This window comes from Caballeronia sp. AZ1_KS37 (genome assembly GCF_023631165.1).
Lineage (GTDB): Bacteria > Pseudomonadota > Gammaproteobacteria > Burkholderiales > Burkholderiaceae > Caballeronia > Caballeronia zhejiangensis.
Genome location: NZ_JALQDP010000047.1, coordinates 40,659 through 62,068, shown reverse-complemented (window position 1 = coordinate 62,068; position 21,410 = coordinate 40,659). Strand labels below are relative to the sequence as shown.

The following is a 21,410-nucleotide window of genomic DNA, read 5'->3' as shown; positions in this document are numbered from 1 at the left end:
ATTTATTGCCTCAACCGTCAGAAGAATCATTCCAATAAGGGCTTAACCCGCTAAAGAGCTTTCGACGAAGGTCGTAAAACATGCAAACCGTGTACAGGATTGACCATGTTTCACCTTCGCCTCAGAACCTTGATCTCGTGGTCTCGCCGGCGTTTCGCGACCACGCTGGTTCTGGCGACGCTGTCGGCGTCCGGGCTGTGCCTCGCCGCGCTCGCCGCCGTTTCCATCACCGTCGATCGCGACATCGGCGAGCGGGAATTGCGCCGGGCGCTCGACGTCGGCTCGGAGCTCGAACTGCTCGTCGATCTGCATCTCGCCGCCAACACCGACTTCCTCAAGGGCGTCGGCTCGGCCACGTTCGAATCGCGCGCGTGGCCCATCGCCCGCGCGGTGATGGTGGCGCGCGCCTATAACCATCTCGATGCGCTGCTCGCCGATTCGCCCGCCGCCGCCGAAAAGCTCGCGGAACTCAGACGCCTGAGCGGCGAATGGCCCAAAGCGCTGCAGGATGCCGCGGCGAACGTCGCGCTTGCGGCGCATGGCACCGCAGTCGACTCCGGACGGTTGCTGCTCGCCAACGCGTCGCTGAAATCGATCATGGACATTCTCGCCCTGCTGCGCAGCGACGAGCGGGAGCTGATCGCCAGCATGCAGGAGAAAGCGCAATCGCAGATTCTGAAGCAGCGCATCGCGCTCATCGTGGGTCTCGCCGCCGGCATGCTGCTGCTCGCGTTCGCGGCGTCGAGCCGGCATCGCTCGGCGCTCGCGAAGAACGCGGCGCGCATCGTCGCCGATGAAGCCAAGAAACGCTTCAGCCAGTACTTCGACCAGCATCCGGTCGCGATGCTGATCTTCGATGTCGGGAACGGCGCGATTCTCACCGCGAACGCGGCAGCGCAACGTCAGTACCGGGCGACGCTGGAACAGCTCAACGCGCTGACGATCTTCGATCTGCGCCCCGCCGAAGAAGTCGCGAACTTCCGGCTCGATCTCGCGGGCTACGTGCAGTCGGGAGCCGGTTCGGGCGCGGGCGGCATCCGGCGTCATCGCAGGCTCGATGGCGATGTCATCTTCGTGGACGTGTCGTTTCATCTGCTTTCGTTCGGCGGTCACGAGGCGTGTTTCATCACCGCTCACGACGTCACCGCGCACGAGAACGCGAAGGAACAACTGCACCTTCGCAGCCGCGCGCTCGAAGCGACGCGCGACGCCATCGTCATTTCGCATCTCTCTTGCGGCTCGCACCGCATCACGTATGCGAACACCGCGTTCGAGCGCCTGACGGGCCGCCGCGTGGCGGATGTGCTCGGCGCACAAACGCAGGCGGCGCTCGGCTGGGATCGCGCGATGCCCGAGACCGGATCGCTGACGCACGCGATGCGCGGCAATGTCGAAGCATCGCGACTGCTGAAGATGTCGCGCAGCAACGGCTCGACGTTCTGGAGCGATACCTACGTCGGTCCGATTCTCGACGACCACGGACGCGTCACGCACAGCATCACGGTGTTGAGCGACGTGACGGAGCGCGTGCGCCATCAGGAGCAGTTGAAGCGCCAGGCGCTCGAAGATCCGCTGACCGGTCTGCCGAACCGGCTCGCGCTCGGCGAACTGTTCGACCACGCCGTGCGGATCGCGCGGCGCAACGGCGACCGGCTCGGATTCATCTTCCTCGATCTGGACAACTTCAAGGACGTCAACGACAGCCTCGGTCATGCGGCCGGCGACGATGTGCTTCGCGAAGTCTCGCGACGGCTGGAATCGAGCGTCACGCCGCCCGGTTTCGTCGCGCGTTACGCAGGCGACGAGTTCGTCGTGCTGCTGCCGGGCCGGAGCCAGGACGAATGCCTCGCCCATGCCCGGCAGATCGCGACGCTTCTCGCGCAGCCGATGAAAGCCGCCGATGCCACCGTCGTCTCCGTCGCGAGCATGGGCGTCGCGTTCTTTCCCGATCACGGCAGCGACGCCGAGACGCTGCTGCGCGCCGCCGATGCGGCGATGTATCGCTCGAAGTCGCTTCACGCCGGTTCGATACAGGTTTTCGATCCGGAGATCGCGGCGGCGGAGACGGCGCGCAGCGCCATGGTCAAGGCGCTGGGACTCGCCATCGCGAAGAACGAACTGTTCGTGCTGTATCAGCCGAAGATCTGCCTGCGCACGCGGCGGGTCGAAGGCTTCGAAGCGCTGCTCCGATGGCAGAGCAAGGAGTTCGGCCTCGTGAATCCCGCGCAGTTCATCCCGCTCGCGGAGAGCACGGGGCTCATCGTGCAGATCGGCGAATGGGTGCTGGAGCAGGCGTGCCGGCAGGCCGGCGAATGGGCGAGGCTGTCGCCGTTCGTCGTGGTGGCGGTGAATGTCTCGCCCGTGCAGTTCGAACGCAGCGACGTCCCGGCGATGGTCGCGCGCGTGCTCGAACGCTCGCGTGTCGATCCGCGCAATATCGAACTGGAGATCACCGAAAGCACGCTCATGGCGCCCGGCGCGCTGCCTTCGCTGCAAGCGCTGCGCAGGCTCGACGTGTCGATCGCCATCGACGATTTCGGCACGGGCTTTTCGAGCCTGGGCTACGTGCGCAGCTTCATGGTCGATCGGGTCAAGCTCGATATGTCGTTCGTGCGCGGCATCGGTTGCTCGCGCGCCGACGAAGTCATCGTGAAGGCGGTCATCGCCATGGGTCAGGCGCTGGACATACGCGTCGTCGCGGAAGGCGTGGAAACGGCGGATCAGCTCGATTATCTGATCGACAACGGCTGCGACGAAGTACAGGGCTTCTGGCTGGGATGCCCGATGCGACCGGAACTGGCCGAAATATCGCTGATGCAATCGGCGCTCGCGCCGAGCATCGCCTGACGGCGTTTGCGCCGATTCCCAATGCCACGCGAATGCGCTAGATTCTCCGTCGCGAGCGCTTCGCCGAATCGTGTCAATTCAGACACATTATGTGAATGTCGATATGAATCAAAGACTTAGTTGATTTCGGCGCGCGCTGCGATTATCGTTGGGCCCTCGGCAATACTTCGCGCTGTCTCTCCTGATCGACGCCTGCAATCCGCGTCGCGACATCCTCTCGTCACGTTGTGAACCGCCCTTCGGCTCGTCCGATGCACGGCGGCGGGAATCGCATTCCCCGATCAAGCGATGAACTCCCGCGCGACGCCAGCCCTTCCACTTCCGACATGCCAGACAACGAATACGCTTTTGCCCCGCCGTTTGCCCATGCCCCGCTCGCGCGAATGCTCGCGCTCGTCGCGGCCGCCGCCTTCGCGCTGTCCGCGTGCGGCGAGAAATCCGCCGCCGCCGGCGCGCCACCCGCGGCGAATGCGCCCGAAGTCAGCGTGATGACGCTGAAGGCGCAGCGCATCGACATCGTGGACGATCTGTCCGGACGCCTCTCGTCGGTCGAAGTCGCCGACGTGCGCCCGCAAGTCGATGGCATCGTGACCAAGCGGCTTTTCGTCGAAGGCTCGACGGTCAAGGCCGGCCAGCCGCTTTATCAACTCGATGCCGCGAGCTACCAGGCCGCGTACGACACCGCGCTCGGCACGCTGCAAAAGGCGATCGCCACGTCGAAGGCCGCCGACGTCACGGCGAAGCGCTATCAGGAACTCTTCAAGATCAAGAGCGTGAGCGCGCAGGACGTGGAGAACTACGCCGCCGCCGCCGACGAGGCACGCGCCGATATCGTCACGGATCGCGGCTCGCTCGAAACCGCGCGCGTGAATCTGGCGCGCACGCGCATCGTCGCGCCGATCAGCGGCAAGATCGGCAAGTCGGCGGTGACGGTCGGCGCGCTCGTCACGTCGGGACAATCGACGGCGCTCACGACCATCCAGTCGATGGACACGCTCTACCTCGACGTCACGCGCTCCAGCACCGAAGCGCTGCGGCTCTCGAAGGCCATCGCGTCCGGCGCGCTGAAGCCCGGCACGAGCAAGGTCACGGTGCAGACCGAAGACGGCGCGACCTACGCGCATACCGGCACGCTGCTCTTCTCCGATGTCACCGTCGATCAGACCACCGGCTCGATCACGCTGCGGGCATCGATTCCGAACCCGGAGCATCAGCTTCTGCCGGGCATGTTCGTGCAGGCGCAACTCGACGAAGGCGAGCAGGACGCGATTCTCGTGCCGCAAACGCTCGTGAATCGCGGCGCGGGCGGCACCTCGACCGTGCTCGTCGTGAACGCGCAGAACGTCGTCGAAAGCCGCACCGTCACCGCCGATACGGCGCACGGCAACGACTGGATCGTGACGCGCGGCCTGCGCGCGGGCGAGCGCATCGCCACCGACAATCTGCAGGCGGTGAGCGCGGGCATGAAGGTCTCGCCCGTCGAACGCGATGCGCAAGCGCAGCTCGCCAAGGGAGACTGACGCACGATGCTCTCCCGTTTCTTCATTCACCGGCCCGTGCTCGCATGGGTCATCGCCATCGTCGTGATGCTGATCGGCGCGCTCTCGATCCGCACGCTGTCCGTCGAGCAATATCCGAACGTCGCGCCGCCGTCGATCCGCATCACCGCGACCTATCCGGGCGCATCCGCCGATACGCTCGCCACCACGGTCACGCAGGTGATCGAGCAGGACATGACGGGCATCGACAATCTGATGTACATGTCGTCGACGAGCAGTTCGGCGGGCACGGCGACCATCACGCTGACGTTCAAGTCGGGCACCAACGCGGACGTCGCCGCGATGCAGGTGCAGAACAAGGTGCAGGAAGCGAACGCATCGCTGCCGAGCGCCGTTCAGCAACAGGGCATTCAGGTCAGCAAGACCGCGGGCAACATCCTGATGGTCGTATCGGTCACGTCCACGGACGGCCGCATGAACACCGTCGATCTCGGCAATCTGCTCGCGACGCGGGTGCAGGATCCGCTCACGCAAATCAGCGGCGTCGGGCAAGTGACGCTCTTCAGCGCGCAGCACTCGATGCGCGTGTGGCTCGATCCCGTCAAGCTGCGCAGCGTCGGCCTGATGCCGAGCGATGTCACGACCGCCATCGACAGTCAGAACGCGCAGCTTTCCGTCGGGCAGATCGGCGGCGCACCGCAGACGAAGACGCAAGCCATCAACGCGACCATCGTGACGCGCGGCTTTCTCAAGACTTCGGACGAGTTCGCCAACATTCTCCTGCGCGTCAATCAGGACGGCTCGCGCGTGTATCTGAAGGATGTCGGCACGGTCGAAGTCGGCGGCGACTCCTACGACATGACGTCGCGTCTGAACGGCAAGCCCGCCGCCGCGATGGGCATCATGCTCGCAAGCGGCGCGAACGCGCTGTCGGTCGCGAAGGCCGTGCGCGCGCAACTCGCGGTGTTGCAGAAGCAGATGCCGGGCGGCGTGCAACTGAGCGTTCCGCACGACACGACGCCTTTCGTATCCGCGTCCATCTCCGAGGTCATCACGACACTCTTCGAAGCCGTCGTGCTCGTGTTCCTCGTGATGTACCTGTTCCTCGGCAACCTGCGCGCGACGCTCATTCCGACCATCGTCGTGCCGGTCGCGCTGCTCGGCACGTTCGCGCTGATCGCCGCGGTCGGCTTCACCATCAACGTGCTGTCGCTGTTCGCGCTGGTGCTGGCCATCGGTCTTCTGGTCGATGACGCGATCGTCGTGGTCGAGAACGTCGAGCGGTTGCTGAACGAAGGCCTGTCGCCGCTCGATGCGACCATCAAGGCGATGGGCGAGATCGGCGGCGCATTGATCGGCGTCACCGCCGTGCTGACGGCCGTGTTCATTCCGATGGCGTTCATGTCGGGCTCGACGGGCGAGATCTATCGTCAGTTCTCGCTCACGATCACATCGGCGATGGTGCTCTCGGTGCTGCTCGCGCTGACGCTCACGCCCGCGCTGTGCGCGACGCTGCTGCGCCCGGTCGATCCGCAACATCAGCGGCGCGGCTTCTTCGCGTGGTTCGAGCGCACATTCGAAGGCGGCACGCGCCGTTACGAGCGTGTAGTGACGCGCCTCGTTGCGCGCCCGCTGCGCTGGATGGCCGCGTATGCCGCGATCTGCGGCGTGGCCGCGCTGCTGTACTGGCAGCTTCCATCGTCGTTCCTGCCGGATGAGGATCAGGGCACGCTGATGACCATCGTCAATCTGCCCGCGGGCAGCTCGAGCGTGCAGGCGAACGTCGTGGAGAAGCAGGTCGAGTCGTATTTCACGGCGCTTCCCGAAGTGGAGAACGTCGTCATGCTCGATGGCTTCAGCGTGTCGGGCAGCGGACAGAACATGGCGATGGCGATGGTCAAGCTCAAGGACTGGAAGGATCGCAAGGGCAAAGGCCAGTCCGCGGCGGAGATCGTCGGCGCCGCGAACGCGCACTTTCGCAGCTTGCGCGCCGGACAGGTCTTCGTGATGAATCCGCCCGCCGTGCAAGGTCTCGGCAGTTACAGCGGTGTCGATTTCGAACTGAAGGACATGGCCGGTCTGGGTCACGATCAGCTTGTCGCCGCGAGAAACAAGCTCCTGGCTCTTGCCGCGAAGGATCCGAAGATCACCGGTATGCGTCCCGCCGGCATGGCCGACGTGCCGCAGTACGCCGTGGATATCGATTACCTGAAGGCGTCGGCGCTCGGCGTCAGCGCTTCCAATATCAACGACACGCTGCAGACCGCGTTTGGCTCGACCTACGTGAACAACTACGTGGACACGGGGCGCATCCAGAAGGTCTATGTTCAGGCGCTGCCGCAATACCGCATGATGCCCGCCGATATCGGCAAATGGTTCGTGACATCGAGCAATACGACGACGAGCACGACCAGCTACGACGGCAAGATGGTGCCGTTCTCGTCGTTCGCCTCGGGCCACTGGACGACCGGTTCTCCGCAAGTCGAACGCTACAACCGCAGCCTTTCGATGGAGATGACCGCGCAAAGCCCGCAAGGCGTCAGCAGCGGCGACACGATGAACGCGATCGAAGCGCTCGTCGCGCAGTTGCCGCAAGGCATTGCGATGGAGTGGACCGGCCAGTCGTATCAGGAGAAGCTCGCGGGCTCGCAGGCGACGTATCTCTATGCGCTTTCGCTGATCGTCGTGTTCCTCTGTCTCGCGGGTCTGTACGAAAGCTGGTCCGTGCCGTTCTCGGTGATCCTCGTCGTGCCGCTCGGCATCGTCGGGGCACTGGTCGCGGCGCATCTGCGCGGCTTCACCGACGACATCTATTTCAAGGTCGGCTTGCTGACGACCATCGGACTCGCGACCAAGAACGCGATCCTGATCGTCGAGTACGCGAAGTCCCTGCACGAGCGCGGTCACAGCGTGCGTCAGGCGGCGATCGAAGCGGCGCATCTGCGCTTGCGGCCCATCGTGATGACCTCGCTCGCCTTCGGCTTCGGCGTGCTGCCGATGGCGTTCGCGAGCGGCGCGGGCGCATCGAGCCGCGAGAGTCTCGGCAACGGCGTGCTTGGCGGCGTGATTGCCGCGACGCTGCTCGCCATCGTCTTCGTGCCAGTATTTTTCGTGCTGATTCGGGGCTTCGGAAACAGGAAGAAGGAAGGAGCCGCTCATGAATAAGCGCTTCGCTGTCTGCCGCATCGTCGCGGCGACGCTGACGGTTTTCGCGCTCGGCGCGTGCACGCTCGAGCCTCACTACGAGCGGCCCGCCGCACCGATGCCCGCGTCCTATCCGCAGTACGAATCGACGAGCGCGCAACAACAGGCATCGGCTGCCGACCTGCTGTCCGACTGGCGCTCGTTCGTGCGGGATCCGTATCTGCGTCAGTTGATCGAGCTTGCGCTGACGAACAACCGCGACTTGCGGCAAGCAGCGCTGAAGGTCGCGCAATACGAGGCGGAGTATCGGATCGTGCGCGCGGAACTGGGGCCGTCGATCACGGCGACGGGCACGCATAGCGCGTCGCACCAGTCGGGCGTGACGACGAAATCCACCAGCCTCGAACTCGGCACGAGCGCGTGGGAAATCGACTTCTTCGGCCGCATCCGCAGCCTGAAGGATCAGGCGCTGGAGCAGTATCTGTCGACGGACGCGGCGCGCCGCAGCACGCAGATCAGCCTCATCTCGACCACGGCGGGCGACTATCTGACATGGCTCGCGGATCGCGCCCTGCTCGACGTGACGGAACGCACGGTGGCTTCGTATCGCGACACCTACGAGACGACGCTGCGCGCGGCCAATCTCGGCAGCGGCTCGATGGAAGACGTGCAGTCCGCGCGCACATCGCTGACGAGCGCAATGGCGAATCTCGCCGCGTATCGGCGCGCGGTGGAGCAGGATCGCAACAACCTGATCGCGGTGATCGGCTGCCCGTTGCCCGACGGCTTCCCCGACGATCGCGCCTTGCCCGACGAACCGCTCTTCGCCGCCGTGCCCGAGGGCCTGCCTTCGACGCTCTTGACGGAGCGGCCCGACATCATCGAGGCGGAACATGCGTTGAAGTCCGCGAACGCGTATATCGGTGCGGCGCGCGCGGCGTTCTTCCCGACCGTCTCGCTGACCGCGACGGGCGGCGTCGCGAGCAACGGGCTGTCGTCGCTCTTCAAGGCGGGTTCGGGCGCGTGGGCGTTCGAGCCGTCGATCAGCGTGCCGATCTTCCAGTTCGGCAGTCTGCGCGCCTCGCTCGACTCCGCGACGATCTCGAAGAACATCTACGTCGCGGCGTACGAAGGCACGATCCAGACCGCCTTCAAGGAGGTGTCGAACGCGCTCGCGGCGCGCGCCACGTATGTCGATCAGACCGCCGCGGACCTTCAGTATGTCGATGCCGCGCAGCAGTACTACGACATCGCCAATGCGCGCTATCGCGGCGGCCTGGACAGCTTCCTCACTTTGCTCACGGCGCAGCGCACGCTGTTCAGCGCGCAGACCCAGCTCGTGACCGACCGCGCCGCGCAACAGACCAACATGGTGACGCTCTATACGGCGCTGGGCGGCGGCTGGCGCAAGGATGCGCAAGTGCAGGAGACGGCGGCGAAATAGTCCGAACGCGCTTCATTCGTGCTGCGAGGGCCGTCGCCTGTCGCGCTCGGCCATATCGCGACGCAGTTCTCGTTCGGCGTGAGCTTTCTGCTCGTCGGCGCGGTGTTCATTCCGAGCGGCATCGGCACGTTGTTCATTCCGGAACGTCTGTACGACACGAGCGATTCCGGCCCATCGACGCCCGCGCGATCACGCCGATGACGGCGCCGTCGCGCAACCGCTCATCGCGCGCTGATCGTCGTCGGCGCTGACGGGCGCGAGCGCCATCAGCCGCGCGAGCACCGGCCAGCGCGTCACCGCCGCGCGCAATTCCTCGTCGGCTTCGGCATCGAAATAGCGCGCGGCGTCGAGACCGGCGACGCGCTCCGCAAGCGCGACGACATCATGCCGGTCGCGCGCTTCCTTGTTCAGCGTGTTCATTTCTGATCCACCCATACGCCGTCCGGCGTCTTCACGACATAGCCCGTCGCGGTCTTCATCGTGACGGTGCCTTCGTTCTCGCCGATCATCGGCGTCTGCGGCAGATTGGCCGCGTATTGCGACAGCGTGACGCCCGCCTTGAACGGACTGTTCGACACGAGGTTCGACAGCAATTGCGCGATGGCGAGATGCCCGGTCGGCTGATCGATGACGGTCGTCGCGCCGTGATTGCCCGTGAAGCCGACGAGCCGCACGCCCACCGGCCCGTGGATCACGCTCGGCGTCGGAATCTCGCGCAGGCCCGCGACCTGATTGGCGTCGCCGCGCAGCGCCGCGCCGTGCTCGGGCACGAACACGATCACCGCGCGCCGCCCCGATTGCTGGATCAGATCGGCGAACTTGTCGAAATCGCTCATCAGCTTCGCCACGCGCAGCGGATACGACTCGAGGCTCGTCATCTTGTTGTTCGGCAGGCGGTTGCCGTCGTGCAGGCTGATCGTGTTGTAGTACAGCGCGACCGGTCCCGGCTCCCGCGCGCGCTCTGCGTACCAGTTCGCGAGCGTGCCGTAATCGTCCATGATCGGCGAGCCGTCGAACGCGTGCATCGCGACGGGCGCGGCCGTGTTCGGCACGAAAGGCACGTTCGGCACGCCGATGTTCTCCTTCACGAGCTGCGTGAAGTTGTCGAAGTGGCCGTCGTGATTGAACGTGACCTGCGGCGTGTAGCCGGCCTGCGCAAGATCGGCCATCAGATGACACTGCGCGGGCGCATCCTTGTACAGATCGGCGTGCGCTTCCTGTCCGCACGACGCGCGCAGCACGCGAATCGCCGCCGGGCCGCTGTAGCTCGCCGCCGTGCTGAAGTTCGTGAACAGATAGTCGAAGTGCGACAGGAACGGATGATTGCGCTGCTTCGATACATCGAGGTCGTCCCACGACAGCGAGCAGATGTGCAGCACGATCACGTCGAACTGCTCTTTCGGATCGCTCGACAGATGACCGAAGCTCACCTGTCGCTGCGACTCCTTCGCCCTGAATGCCGCGAGCGTCGCGTTGTAATCCAGGGGGTCCGCGGATTGACGGTTAGTTGCGGCAACGGCATTGCCCTGCGGCTTCGCCTCGATGCGCGCGAGCACCGCATTCGCGCCCTGCCACACCGGCAGCGCGACGAGCGCGATCATCACGAAGGTCGCGATGCGCAGCCAGCGATTGACGACGAGATACGCGACGAGCAGACCGAGCGCGACGGCGAGCAGCATCGGCGGAAGAAAGCGCGGCAGCAACTCGAGCCAGTAGCCGAAGCTGAAGGTCGTGAGATTGCCGAATTCCTCGACGATGCGGCCGAACGGCGGCACGTTCGCCTCGCGATACATCAGCGGCAAACCGATGCCGAGCCCGGCGACGAACCGCACCGCCCGCCAGATGCGCGAGCGCAGCGGCGAGCTCGCGGCGAGCGCCACCGCGAACGCGATGTTCGCGAGCCATATCGGCGTCAGATGCCCCGTCGAAAAGAGCGCGATCTTGATGATGAAATACAGGTTCCAGAAGGTCATCTTCGTTCTTCTTGTCAGTAGCGGCGGCCATCGAGCGCGAGCTTGTCGAGCAGCGCGCGGCGCGCTCCGCCGAACAGCCGCGCATAGCCTTCGAAGCCCATCAGCAGCACTTCCTTCAGGCCCTTGAGCGGCGCGTCGTCTTCGGTGCGCTCGTCCCATTCGATCCACGCATCGGCGCGGCCGAACGTGCATTGCACGAGACGGCGCTCGTCTTCGAGCGTGAGCGAATCGAAGCGCACGCCCAGATGCGTGCCGGAAAGGCGCGTCACGCGCACCGGAAAGTGAAACTGCCGCTCGCCGCGGCTCACGACGACGCCGAGCGTGTCGCCGGTTTCGAGCGAGAGCAATCCTTCGCCGACGACGAGCCCGAGCCCGCCCGTCGAGTAATCGCTCGTGCTGCACGCGATGCTGCTGCCGTCGTTGAGCACGAGCGTCGCGGGCATGTTCATCGCGATGCGATGCGTGACGCGCACCTGCTTCGCCTCGCGCGCGACGCTCACCGCCGCGCCGAGCATCACGAGGTTGTAGAGCGTCCAGAACACGTTCATCAGGATGGTCGCGTCTTCGTCGCCCGCGCCGGCGATCAGCTTCACGATGCCGACGGACATCGCGAGCGCGTTCATGCCGAGCAGCACGAGATACGGCTTGCTCATCGCCCAGTCGATATACGTCTCGTCGATGCGCCCGCCCTTGTCCGTCACGTTGAACTTGCCATGCTTCGGGCTGAAGAACGCGATGGTCGTCGGCAGCGCGATATACCACGCGAGCACCGACTCATAGACTTCGGCCCAGAACGAATGCCGGAACTTGCCCTGCATCCGCGAGTTCGCGATGTTCGCGATGACGATGTACGGCAGCACGAAACCCGCGATGGTCGTCGCCGCCGCGTTGATGAAGTACATCTGGAAGAAGAGGTACCACATCGGCATGGTGAGGAACACGAGGCGCGGAATGCCGTAGAAGAAGTGCAGCATCGCGTTGCCGTAGCACAGGCGCTGAAAGAAGTTCAGCCCGCGCCCGAAAAACGGATTGTCGATGCGGAAAATCTGCGCCATGCCGCGCGCCCAGCGCGTGCGCTGCTTGATGTGGCTCGCGAGGCTTTCGGTGGCGAGACCGGCGGCCTGCACCGTCGGCAGATACGCCGTCGTATAGCCGCGCCGATGCAGCTTGAGCGCCGTGTGCGCGTCTTCGGTCACGGTTTCGACCGCGATGCCGCCGACCTCTTCCAGCGGCGCGCGCTTGATGACCGCGCACGAGCCGCAGAAGAACGTCGCGTTCCAGAGATCGTTGCCCGCCTGCACGAGCCCGTAAAACAGATTGCCTTCGTTCGGCACGCGGCGGAACGTGTCGAGATTGCGCTCGAACGGATCGGGCGAGAAGAAGTGATGCGGCGTCTGCACGAGTGCGCATTTCGGATCGGCGAAGAAGGTGCCCATCGTCGCTTGCAGGAAGGAGCGCGTGGGGACGTGATCGCAATCGAAAATGGCGATGTATTCGCCGTGCGTCTTCGCGAGCGCGCGATTGATGTTGCCCGCCTTCGCGTGCTGATTGTCGTCGCGCGTGATGTAGCCGATGCCCGCCGCCCGCGCGAGCGCCTCGAACTCCGGACGATGGCCGTCGTCGAGCAGCCAGATATTGAGCTTGTCGCGCGGCCAGTCGATGCCTTGCGCGGCGAAAACCGTCGGCTTCACGACCGACAGCGGCTCGTTGTAGGTCGGAATGAAGACATCGACGCTCGGCCAGTCGGCGGGATCGTCGGGCAGCTTCGACACGGCGCGTTCGAGCGGCCACGCGGTCTGCACGAAGCCGAACAGCAGGATCATCCACGTATAGGCTTCCGCGCCGAAGAGCGCGTAGCCGACGATCGCCTCGCCGGGCGTGCGGAAGTCGAGCGTCTCGGTCGTGCGCCACCAGACGTAGCGCGCGGTGACGAGCAGCGCGAGCGACGCGAGAATCAGCACCGGCATGCGCCCCGGAATGCGGCGGATGACGAGCGCCGCGATCATCAGCACGGCGAAGAACACGAACTGGCTTCCCGACGCGAGCGGCGACGTGCCGACGACCGCCCACAGCAATCCGCCGATCACGACGAGCGCGGGCAGCATCCAGCGCTTCTTGCCGATGACATTCGCGCCGCCTTCGAGCCGCGCGCCGAAGCGCGCCCACGGCAGTCCGTCGATGGCGGCATCGATGCGGCGCTTCATCCACATCAGCGCGAGAGCGAGCGGCGTGAGCGCGCGTTCGGTCAGGCCGAGCGCGGCCCGCGCATACGCGGCGAGCGGCTTCGCGTTTTCGCGCGGCGGGCGCACGAACGCGCGCAGCAGCCACGCCCAAGGATTGCGCACGTCGATGACGCCCCACTCGCGCGCCCACGCGAGCACGAACGCGCGCAGCATGTCCCGCGCGATGTCGCGCTTGCCCGCGCGCGGCGGCTTGAAGAAGAGACGCACGCACCAGTCGAACGCCGAGCGCGTGTCGGGCACGCCGAGCCCGCGCGCGATCCAGCCGATCGCGCGGTTCGAGCGGGAGCCTGGTTCGCGCTTCATGCCGTCTCGCTCGCGGTGAGCGCGGGCAGCCACGCATCGACGTGCTGCGCGAGACCGTGCAGATCGTGCGACGCCTGCAGATGCGGCGCTTCGTCGACAATCCACGCGCCGCGCGAAAATGCCTCGGGCATCGACGCTTCCAGATGAATGCGTTGCGCGAGCGGCATGTTCCCGGTCGCGGCGCGCAGCATCGCGAGCGCGTCGCGCTGCATCGCGCGGGCGGGATTCAGGCGATTCACGACGAGACGCACATCCGCGCACGATTCCCGCAGCGCGGGCAAACGCGCGACGAGCGTCGCGCACGCAGCCGGCTCAGGCGGGCACACGGCGAGCACGAGATCGGCGGCGCGCGCGGCGTGATCCGCATGCGAGCACGGATAGCGCGGCGTATCGATCAGCACGACGCCGGTCTCCGGCAAGCCGATCTCGCCGATCGTGCGTTCGAGCCATCGCGGATGCTCGCAAAGACGCGCTTCGCACGCGGCGGATCGCGCGGGCGTGAGACCGCCGTGCGGCACGAACAGCACGCCGTCCTCGTTGCGCCAGGTCGATTCGTGCCACTTGCGCGACGGATCGGCGAGCGCGCCGCCGATGCCTTCCGCCGCGAACGCGTCCAGCCCGAGATACGCGCCGAGCATGTTCTGCGGATCGAAGTCGAGCGCGACCACGGCGCGGCCGCGCCGGGCGAGCAGCGTCGCGAGCGATGCGGCGAGCGTCGTGCGGCCCGCGCCGCCCGCCGTCGAAATGAGCGCGATGGTTTTCATGGGCGGGAGGCGTCCTTCGGCGCGGCATCGACATCGGGGACGAGACGCGCGTTGAGCACGACCGGCTCGATGCGGCACGGCACCGCGTCGCGCGGATCGAAACCACGCGCGGCTACGAGACCGCGCCGCGCGCCCGCGCGCTGCCAGACGATCCACGCGGGCACGCCGGCCAGCACGCCGATCAGCATCGAAATGAGCAAGGTGTCCATCGTTTCAGTTTCCCGGTTCGGCGAGCGGCATATGCGCACGCACGGCGCGGCGCGCGGGCGGATGCAACGGACCTTCGTCGGTCGCGTTCCTGCGCGCTTCTTGGTTCAGCACGGCGTCGAGCGCGTCGAGTTCCGCGCGCGAGCGGCGCACGGATTCGCTTTCCGTAGCCGCATCCGCCTTGTCTTCCATCGCGATGACGGGCGCGGTCGCGGCGAACAGATCGCTGTAATCCGCCGACGGCGCGCGCCGGTTCTCCGCTTCGAGCGCCTGCAATTGCGCGCCGATGCCGTCGTCCGACAAATACGTGACGTCCTTCGCCACGCGCTCCACCGGCACGGTGAAGATGCGCGCGAGCGCGGCGTCGGCATCGGCGAGACGGCAGCCGAACAGGAACACGTACAGATGCGACGCGTCCGCCGTGAAGACATCGCCCGCGCGGCGCGGACGGCACCACGCGAGCGCATCGACGTGAGCGAGCGCAGGCGGCAGCGTCAGCTTCACGAGCACATGCGGCAGACGCAGCACCGCGCCGCGTGCGAGCGCGCCTTGCGTCTGCGCGCAGAACGCCGCCACGTTCTGATAGCCGAGCGCGGCATCGGCGAGCGACGCGGCGAGCGCCGTGCGGTAATCCGACAAAAGCGGACGCGTGTAGAGCTGGCCTTGCAGCGACTGCAACAGCGATTCGAGCCGCGAGAACGGCACGTCGCGCCCGACGACGAGATTCGCGCCGAGGCTCAGCATCAGCAATTCATATTGATGACGCAGCACTTCGCCGCGTTCGACCACGGCGATTTTGAGCGCGCGTCCGCAGCGGCGGCGCAGCGTGTGCACGGCGGCGCACAGCGCTTCGAGCTGCGCGCCGTTGCGATGCGCGAGCACGACGGTCGCGCCGCGCGCGCCATCGCAGGCGGCGACGACCGCATCGCGGTCCGCGAGCACTTCCCAGTCGCGCGGCACCCAAGCCTCGTCGCCGACGACCGCGCGGCTCACGACGACGCGCGCTTCGTCCGGCGCGAGACGCGCATCGCGGCGCGCATCGCCCGCGCGCTCGGGCGCGGCGATGCTCAGACGGCCGGCTTCGTTGAAGCGCAACGCGTGCACGTCGCCGGTGGCGAGCGCGCGGCCCGCGCGCCAGAAATCGACTTGCCACAGCAGTTCGCCGTGCGAGCGCCGCACGCGCGCAACGCCCGCGCACGCGCCGTTCAGTTCGCTGCGGCTTGCCGAAGCCTGAGTTTCGTCGATGTCCAAATCGTCATCGCTGGCGGCGTCGCCGAGCAGCAGGATCATCGTGATGCCGCGCGTCTCGCACCAGCTAGACAACAGCCGTCCTTCGCGCGCGAGCGCCGCCGGATCGCGCCACGAGAACCAGCGCTCCGCGCCTTCGACGATATACAGCGCGTTCGCGCGAAAGCCAAAGCGCTTGAGCGCGCGCAGGCCGCCGTAAAGGCGCGCGAGCGCGAGAGCGGACGGTTCAGAATCGGCATCGGCGGATGCGGCTTCGTTCGGCATCGCGAGCACGTTCAGTCGGCGCGGCCAGCCTTGCGCCGCTGCGCCCGAAAAGCCCAGTTCGCGCGCACGCGCCGCCGCTTCCGCACGCTCGCGCGCGAGCACGACGCTCACATGGCGCGTGTTCGCGGCCCGCGCCGTGGCCCAGATGAGCGCATCGCATTCGGGCGAACGCGGCGCGACGTGCACCGCGTAGAGCGCGCCCGGCGCGAGCACGGCGAGATCGTCGGGAAGCGCATCGACGCCGATGCGGCCCGGCGCGGCATCGCGGCCCGCGACGCGCGCGCGCACGAAGCGCGCAAACGCGGCGATGAGGCTCGTCGCGCCACTGGATCGGTTCGATTCGTCGTTCACGGCAATCCGTTCCTCAATAACTCGAATAGAGCCGCACCGGCTGCGGGCTGATGCGGTAATCGTCCTTGCGCGGCGAGAACGCGAAGCGCGCGTAGATCATCCCGGCGCTCGGCGCATAGTCGTGCGAATGGTCGATGGACACGCGCGCGCCCAGCGCCAGTTGCGGATTCAGCCGATATTCGACCGTCGCCCCGAGTCCGTACGAAAAGCTCACGCCACGCGTCGAGCCGCCGGGATAAATCAGGCTGCCCGTATCGACCGGCGAGAGTCCCGCTACCGCCGGCAGGCCGTTCGGGAAATACGGCGAGCTCTTCTCGTACGAATTCGAGACGCCCGCCGTCGCCGCGATGTCCCAGGTGAAGCCGTTGCGCTTGCCCATCCATTCGATCGGCACGCCGAGCGACAGATAGCGCTGCGGGCTGTAATAGCCGCCCTGCCCGAACGTGTAGTAGCGCAGGTTGTCGGTGTAATGCCAGGCATTGCCGACGAGGCCGGTCTGCACGCGCATCGTCGCGCGCCGATACACCGGCACGGTGAAGCCCGTGCGCAGCGTGAATTCCTGATTGCTCGCGACGTTGCGCCCGCTCAGCTCGGCCACGCCGATATCGGCGAATACGTTCGTCCTGCCGACATCGACGCTCACATGCAGGTCGATGCCGTCGCGCCGCACGCCGCCCCAGACGACGTGCGTGAGCGGATCGGTGAGACCGGCGTAGGACAGCTCGCTGCTCGTGACCGCACGCCGCGACGCCGCTATCGACAGGCTCGCCGGACCGGCATCGAACTTGTAGCGCGCGCCGCCGACGAGGTAATGCACCGGAAAGCCGATCGGCGTCGAGCCGAGATCGACGCGCCACGCATCGGACAGATAGCCGAAGCCGCCGCCGAGACCGTTCGCGTGCTGATGCAGATCGCCGGTCGTGACGGGCGAGTTCGTCAGATATTGGCGCAGCGCGTTCGCCGACGCCGCCGTGCCGTCGTAGAAGCCCGCGTTCGTGCCGAAGGTCTGAATGGTGTACGGCAGGCTCGGCGCCGAAGCGCCGGCCTGATCGGTGAGTCCGCTCACGTCGAGCGTGCCCGCGTCGAGATGCACGGCGTCCGCGTGCACGAAGAAATGCCCGTCGTAGCGATACGGAATCTGCACGTAGAGCGGCACCTGCTGCGCGTGATACTGCGACACGCCCGCATCGCCGGACTTGTACGCCGGTATCCACGCCGTTTCGACTTCGGGATTGCGGCGCTGATCGAGATCGTCGAGTGCGGATCGCGCGGGCGTGGCGGACGTTGCGGGGGTCGCGCGTGCCGAGCCCGCCGGCACGCTGAACGCCGGCGCGATGCCCGACGCGCGTTCCTGCTCCATCGACAGCCGATACAGCGACGCCGCCTGCTCGTACTCGCCGAGGTCTTCCGCGACGCGTCCCGCCTGCACGGTGACGTCCGCGCGTTCGGGATAGGCGACGCGTAGCGGCTGCGTCAGCGCCTGCGCATCGAGCGGACGGCGCAGCGCGGCGAAACGGCGCGCGGCAGAGAGGCGCGTGTCGATGTCGTCGGGCGGCGCGGCATCCGCGACGCGGCGGACGATCGCGAGCGCTTCCTTGCGCGCGCCGATGCCGCCGCTGTCGTCGAGCACGCGCGCGAGCATGAGCTGCGTTTCGGGATCGTCGGGCGATGCCGCGAGCATCGGCGCGAGCGCGGCGCGTGCGCTGTCGTAATCGCCCTGCGCGCGCGCGAGATCGGCGAGTTCGAACGCGTAGCGCTTGTCGCGCTTGCCTGCGTCGCTCACGGTATCGAGGAGACGGCGCGCACGCGCGTAATCGGCGGCGTCGATGGCATCGTCGGTCTGACGCAGCACGCTGCGCAACGCCTGATCCTCCAGACGCTCTTGCTGACGCGGCGTGAGCTTCGGCTCCGCGCGCACTTGCGCGAGCGTCTGCGACAGCGCATCTTCGCGACGCGCGCCGCCGAGCAGATCGCCGTAGCGCAGGCGCACGTCAGCATCGGTTTCTTCGGGATGCGCGGCCATCCAGTCGCGCAGCAGCGCGAGGCCGCGCTCCGCGTCGCCTCGATCGATATACAGCGCACCGATCGACGCGAGCAGGTTGGGATCGTCCGCGGCCAGCGCTTGCGCGCGATCGAGCGCGGCGGCGGCAGCGTCGGCGTCGTTGCGCGCGAAGGCGGCGCGGGCATCGGCGAGCGACTGCTGCGCGTCGAGATTGCGGGCGAGCGCGCGCATGGCGTCGGTGCGATCGGCTTGCGGCACGGCATCGAGCGCGGCGCGCGCGCCCGCCAGATCGTCCATCGAATTGCGATACAGCGCGGCGGCGTAAGCCATCGGCGCGGCGTTCGGCGAGCGCGCGAGGCCGTCGTCCATCACGGCGCGGCCGAGCTGCGGCAAACCGATATCCCGATACAGCCGCGCAAGCGCGAAGCGCGTCCACGGCTGATCCGGCTCGATGCGCAACGACGCCTCGTATTTCTGCGCCGCCGGCCCGTTCTGGCCGCGCGCGGCGAGTTGCTGCGCCTCGTTCGCGACCATATCGGCGCGCATCGCGATCAGGCTTTGGCGATCGTCGGCGGCGGTGAAACGGCTTTGCAACGCGGCGATGAGCGGCTCGACTTCATCGGCGCGTCCGGTCGACTCGAGCAGCGCACGCGTGCTCTTCAACGCCGACAGGCTCGGCTCGCGGCCCGCAAGCTGCGCGCGCAGCATCGGTTCGGCGGCGCGCCAGTCGCCTTGTGCGAGCAGCGCATCGGCGAGAAGCAGCTTGGCATCGGCGCTATCCGGCTCGATGGCGAGCGCCTCGCGCGCGTAGCGTTCGGCGTCCTTCGGCTTGCCTGCGTTCGCGGCGTCGCGGCCGTGCGCGAGCGTGCCCCAGAAGCGCGCCGTGCGCGCGAGGCCCAGCCACTTCGCACGGTTGTCCGGCGCGAGCGACGCCGCGCGTTCGAACAGCGCGCGCGCTTCGTCGCGATTGCCTTCGCGCATGCGCAGCAAACCGAATCCGCCGACGGCTTCCGCGTCGTCCGGACGGGCGGCCGCCGCGCGCGCGAGCAACGGCGCGGCTGCGTTCAGGTCGCCGCGAGCGAGCGCCGCCAGACCGCGCTGCCGGGCGATGTAATCGGGATCGCGTTCGAGCTTGCGCTGCGCTTCGATGCGCGCGTCGAGCAGATCGGCGCGATCCTTGAACTCGGTGTCGTCGGGCACGAGTTCGAGGTACGCGCGCAGCGCCTGCCGATAGGCCGTGTCCGCGCCCGCCGATTGCAGTACGTGACGCCAGACGTCGAGCGCGGTGTTGCGGTCGGTGTCGGTGCGCGTGGCGAGATTCCATGCGATGCGGTTCGCTTCGGCGCGGGTCGCGTCGCTGCTGTTGAGCAGACGCGCGAGGACGAGCGCGGAATCGACGTCGGCGGGATCGTCCGCGATGCGCCGGTGCAAGGCCGCGAGCGCTTCGGCACGTCGCGCGGGCGTCGCGGCGATGATCTGGTAGTACTCCGCGCCGAGCGGGCCCGACGGCGCGCCGTGCGCAAAGAGCGCGCTCACGCGGCGCGCGGCCTCGTCCGACTGGCCGCTGCGTGCGAGCAGGCGGATCGCCGCCATTTCCTGACGGCCGCTGACCGCGACGCGATATTCGTCGTCGACTTGCTGCGTGAGCGCCGCATTGGGCGCGCGCGTTTTCATGCGCGCGAGCGTGGCCTGCGCCTTTTGCGCCTGGCCGAGCCGCAACTGGATACGCACGAGCTCGGCGTTCAGACGCGGATCGTCCGGCGCGATGAGCAGCGCCTTGTCGATCGCCTGCAACGCGAGATCGTCGCGATGCTTGTTGGCCCACGCGCGCGCGGTGCCGTAAAGACGCTCGGCGAGCGCGTCCGTCGATGCCTCGCTGGCATGCGTCTGCGTCGCGCACACGACGCTCGCCGACATCAGCGCCGCGCGCAGCAACGTCGCCTTCGTCCGGGGCGCGCGCTTCATTTCGCCGCTCCGCATGCCGATGCCGCCGTGCGCAACGTTCCGTCGCCCGCGAATCGATAGCGGCCCTCGCGCCAGCCGAGGCCGAAGAGCGTCAGCACGCTCGTGTAGTACCCCGGCGCCGATGCCCCCGCCGCGCGCGCCGCTTGCGCATCCGCGAGTTCGGGGCGTCCGATGGCGTCGAGAAACGGCACGGCGGCGGCGGAGAAACCCGCGTTGCCGTCGTTCGGGCCGGGCTTGCCGTCGCGCGTGTCGATGCGCTCGGGCGGCGCGCCGTGCGCGTCGATATATGCGGCGAACGGCGCGAAATGCGCGAGGAGGCGCGCGCGCGCTTCATCGTCGGATGCGAGCATGCCCGCCCACAGATACACGCGGATCGCGTTATAGGCGCTTTCGGCGTGCGTCTCTTCGTCGGGCTCGAAACCCCGGTTCGCGCGATACAGCGCCCAGTCCGGCGCAAAGCCCTGCGGCGCGGTGTCGATCGGCATGCGTGCGCTCGATGCCGCGAGCCGCGTCCAGCGCGCGTCATCGGGCAGGCTCGCGCCGATGCCGCGAATCACCTGCAGCGGCGCGTAGCTCGGATTGACGCGCCACGTATCGGCTGACGGATGAAAACCCAGAGGTCCGGGCAAGAGCGTGAGGCCGAGGCCGGGCAGCGTGGCCGTTTCCTCGTCGAGCACGCGCTTCGCAAGCGATGCGCCGCGCGCCGTGTAGCTGCGCTCGCCCCACGCGCGGCCCGCTTCGAGGAGCGCGTAGGCGATCCACAAGTCCGCATCGGACGCCGCGTTGCCGTCGAGCACGCGCAACGTGCCGGCGTCGTCGCGGCCCCAGAGCCACGCGGGCAGGCGCGACGTGAGATCGCCCCGCGCGAGCCGGTCTTCGGTCCAGTGGAGAATCGTGTCGAAGCTCGCGCGGTCGTTGGCGACGAGTGCGAAGAAAAGCGCGTAGGACTGGCCTTCGGAGACCGTGCGCTCGTCGGCGGAACCGACGTCGATCACGCGGCCTTCCTTCGAAATGAAGTCGCGTTTGAAGGCGTCCCAGCGCGGCCACGAATCCATGCACGCCGATGGCGACGCCAGATCCGTCGCTGCTGCATTCGCGCCGAACATGACGAGCGCGCCGGACACGATCGCGCGCTTTACGCCCGAAGCCTTCATCG

13 protein-coding genes are annotated in these 21,410 nt (G+C 67.2%); 5 read left to right on the top strand and 8 right to left on the bottom strand.

All coding sequences use genetic code 11. The annotated features are described in order from the left end of the window. Window positions 1–105: 105 nt before the first annotated feature. The 5 genes from NCS00_RS32265 (at window position 106) to NCS00_RS32245 (ending at window position 9,135) form a co-directional block, all read left to right on the top strand. Window positions 106–2,847, top strand: coding sequence for a putative bifunctional diguanylate cyclase/phosphodiesterase (locus tag NCS00_RS32265; protein WP_250442188.1), 2,742 nt, complete (start codon window positions 106–108; stop codon window positions 2,845–2,847). A gap of 383 nt (window positions 2,848–3,230) precedes the next feature. After that, window positions 3,231–4,367 carry an efflux RND transporter periplasmic adaptor subunit gene (locus tag NCS00_RS32260; protein WP_175982188.1) on the top strand — a complete coding sequence of 379 codons (1,137 nt, stop codon included), beginning with the start codon at window positions 3,231–3,233 and terminating at the stop codon, window positions 4,365–4,367. 6 nt (window positions 4,368–4,373) lie between these two features. Next, entirely contained in the window at window positions 4,374–7,511 is a 3,138-nt protein-coding gene (locus NCS00_RS32255) for an efflux RND transporter permease subunit (RefSeq protein ID WP_250442187.1), read from the top strand. Next, entirely contained in the window at window positions 7,504–8,934 is a 1,431-nt protein-coding gene (locus NCS00_RS32250) for an efflux transporter outer membrane subunit (RefSeq protein ID WP_250437837.1), read from the top strand. Before NCS00_RS32255 ends, NCS00_RS32250 begins: the two co-directional genes overlap by 8 nt. An 18-nt stretch (window positions 8,935–8,952) precedes the next feature. Next, on the top strand, window positions 8,953–9,135 hold the full coding sequence (locus NCS00_RS32245) for a hypothetical protein (RefSeq protein WP_250437835.1): 183 nt from the start codon (window positions 8,953–8,955) through the stop codon (window positions 9,133–9,135). On the opposite strand, the gene NCS00_RS32240 is transcribed toward NCS00_RS32245, so the two are convergent. From NCS00_RS32240 to bcsZ, 8 genes are read right to left on the bottom strand one after another with little or no spacing between them, the layout of a single operon-like run. Beyond that, a complete protein-coding gene (locus NCS00_RS32240; protein ID WP_008345789.1) occupies window positions 9,124–9,354 on the bottom strand; it encodes a hypothetical protein in 231 nt (76 codons plus the stop codon). The two genes, NCS00_RS32245 and NCS00_RS32240, sit on opposite strands and share 12 nt — an antisense overlap. Further along, window positions 9,351–10,907 carry a cellulose biosynthesis protein BcsG gene (gene bcsG / locus NCS00_RS32235; RefSeq protein WP_250442186.1) on the bottom strand — a complete coding sequence of 519 codons (1,557 nt, stop codon included), beginning with the start codon at window positions 10,905–10,907 and terminating at the stop codon, window positions 9,351–9,353. The genes NCS00_RS32240 and bcsG overlap by 4 nt, the downstream gene beginning before the upstream one ends. Before the next feature lie 14 nt (window positions 10,908–10,921). Then, window positions 10,922–13,453, bottom strand: coding sequence for a UDP-forming cellulose synthase catalytic subunit (bcsA, locus tag NCS00_RS32230; protein ID WP_250442185.1), 2,532 nt, complete (start codon window positions 13,451–13,453; stop codon window positions 10,922–10,924). Then, on the bottom strand, window positions 13,450–14,217 hold the full coding sequence (gene bcsQ, locus NCS00_RS32225) for a cellulose biosynthesis protein BcsQ (protein WP_175982191.1): 768 nt from the start codon (window positions 14,215–14,217) through the stop codon (window positions 13,450–13,452). The genes bcsA and bcsQ overlap by 4 nt, the downstream gene beginning before the upstream one ends. Beyond that, a complete protein-coding gene (locus NCS00_RS32220; protein WP_175982192.1) occupies window positions 14,214–14,426 on the bottom strand; it encodes a hypothetical protein in 213 nt (70 codons plus the stop codon). The genes bcsQ and NCS00_RS32220 overlap by 4 nt, the downstream gene beginning before the upstream one ends. 4 nt (window positions 14,427–14,430) lie before the next feature. Further along, window positions 14,431–16,287, bottom strand: a complete 1,857-nt coding sequence (bcsE, locus tag NCS00_RS32215; RefSeq protein WP_250442184.1) for a cellulose biosynthesis protein BcsE — start codon at window positions 16,285–16,287, stop codon at window positions 14,431–14,433. A 13-nt stretch (window positions 16,288–16,300) separates the two neighbouring features. Beyond that, a complete protein-coding gene (locus NCS00_RS32210; protein WP_502801618.1) occupies window positions 16,301–20,269 on the bottom strand; it encodes a cellulose synthase subunit BcsC-related outer membrane protein in 3,969 nt (1,322 codons plus the stop codon). Beyond that, entirely contained in the window at window positions 20,251–21,408 is a 1,158-nt protein-coding gene (bcsZ, locus tag NCS00_RS32205) for a cellulose synthase complex periplasmic endoglucanase BcsZ (protein ID WP_250442182.1), read from the bottom strand. Before bcsZ ends, NCS00_RS32210 begins: the two co-directional genes overlap by 19 nt. Between the last annotated feature and the right edge of the window lie 2 nt (window positions 21,409–21,410).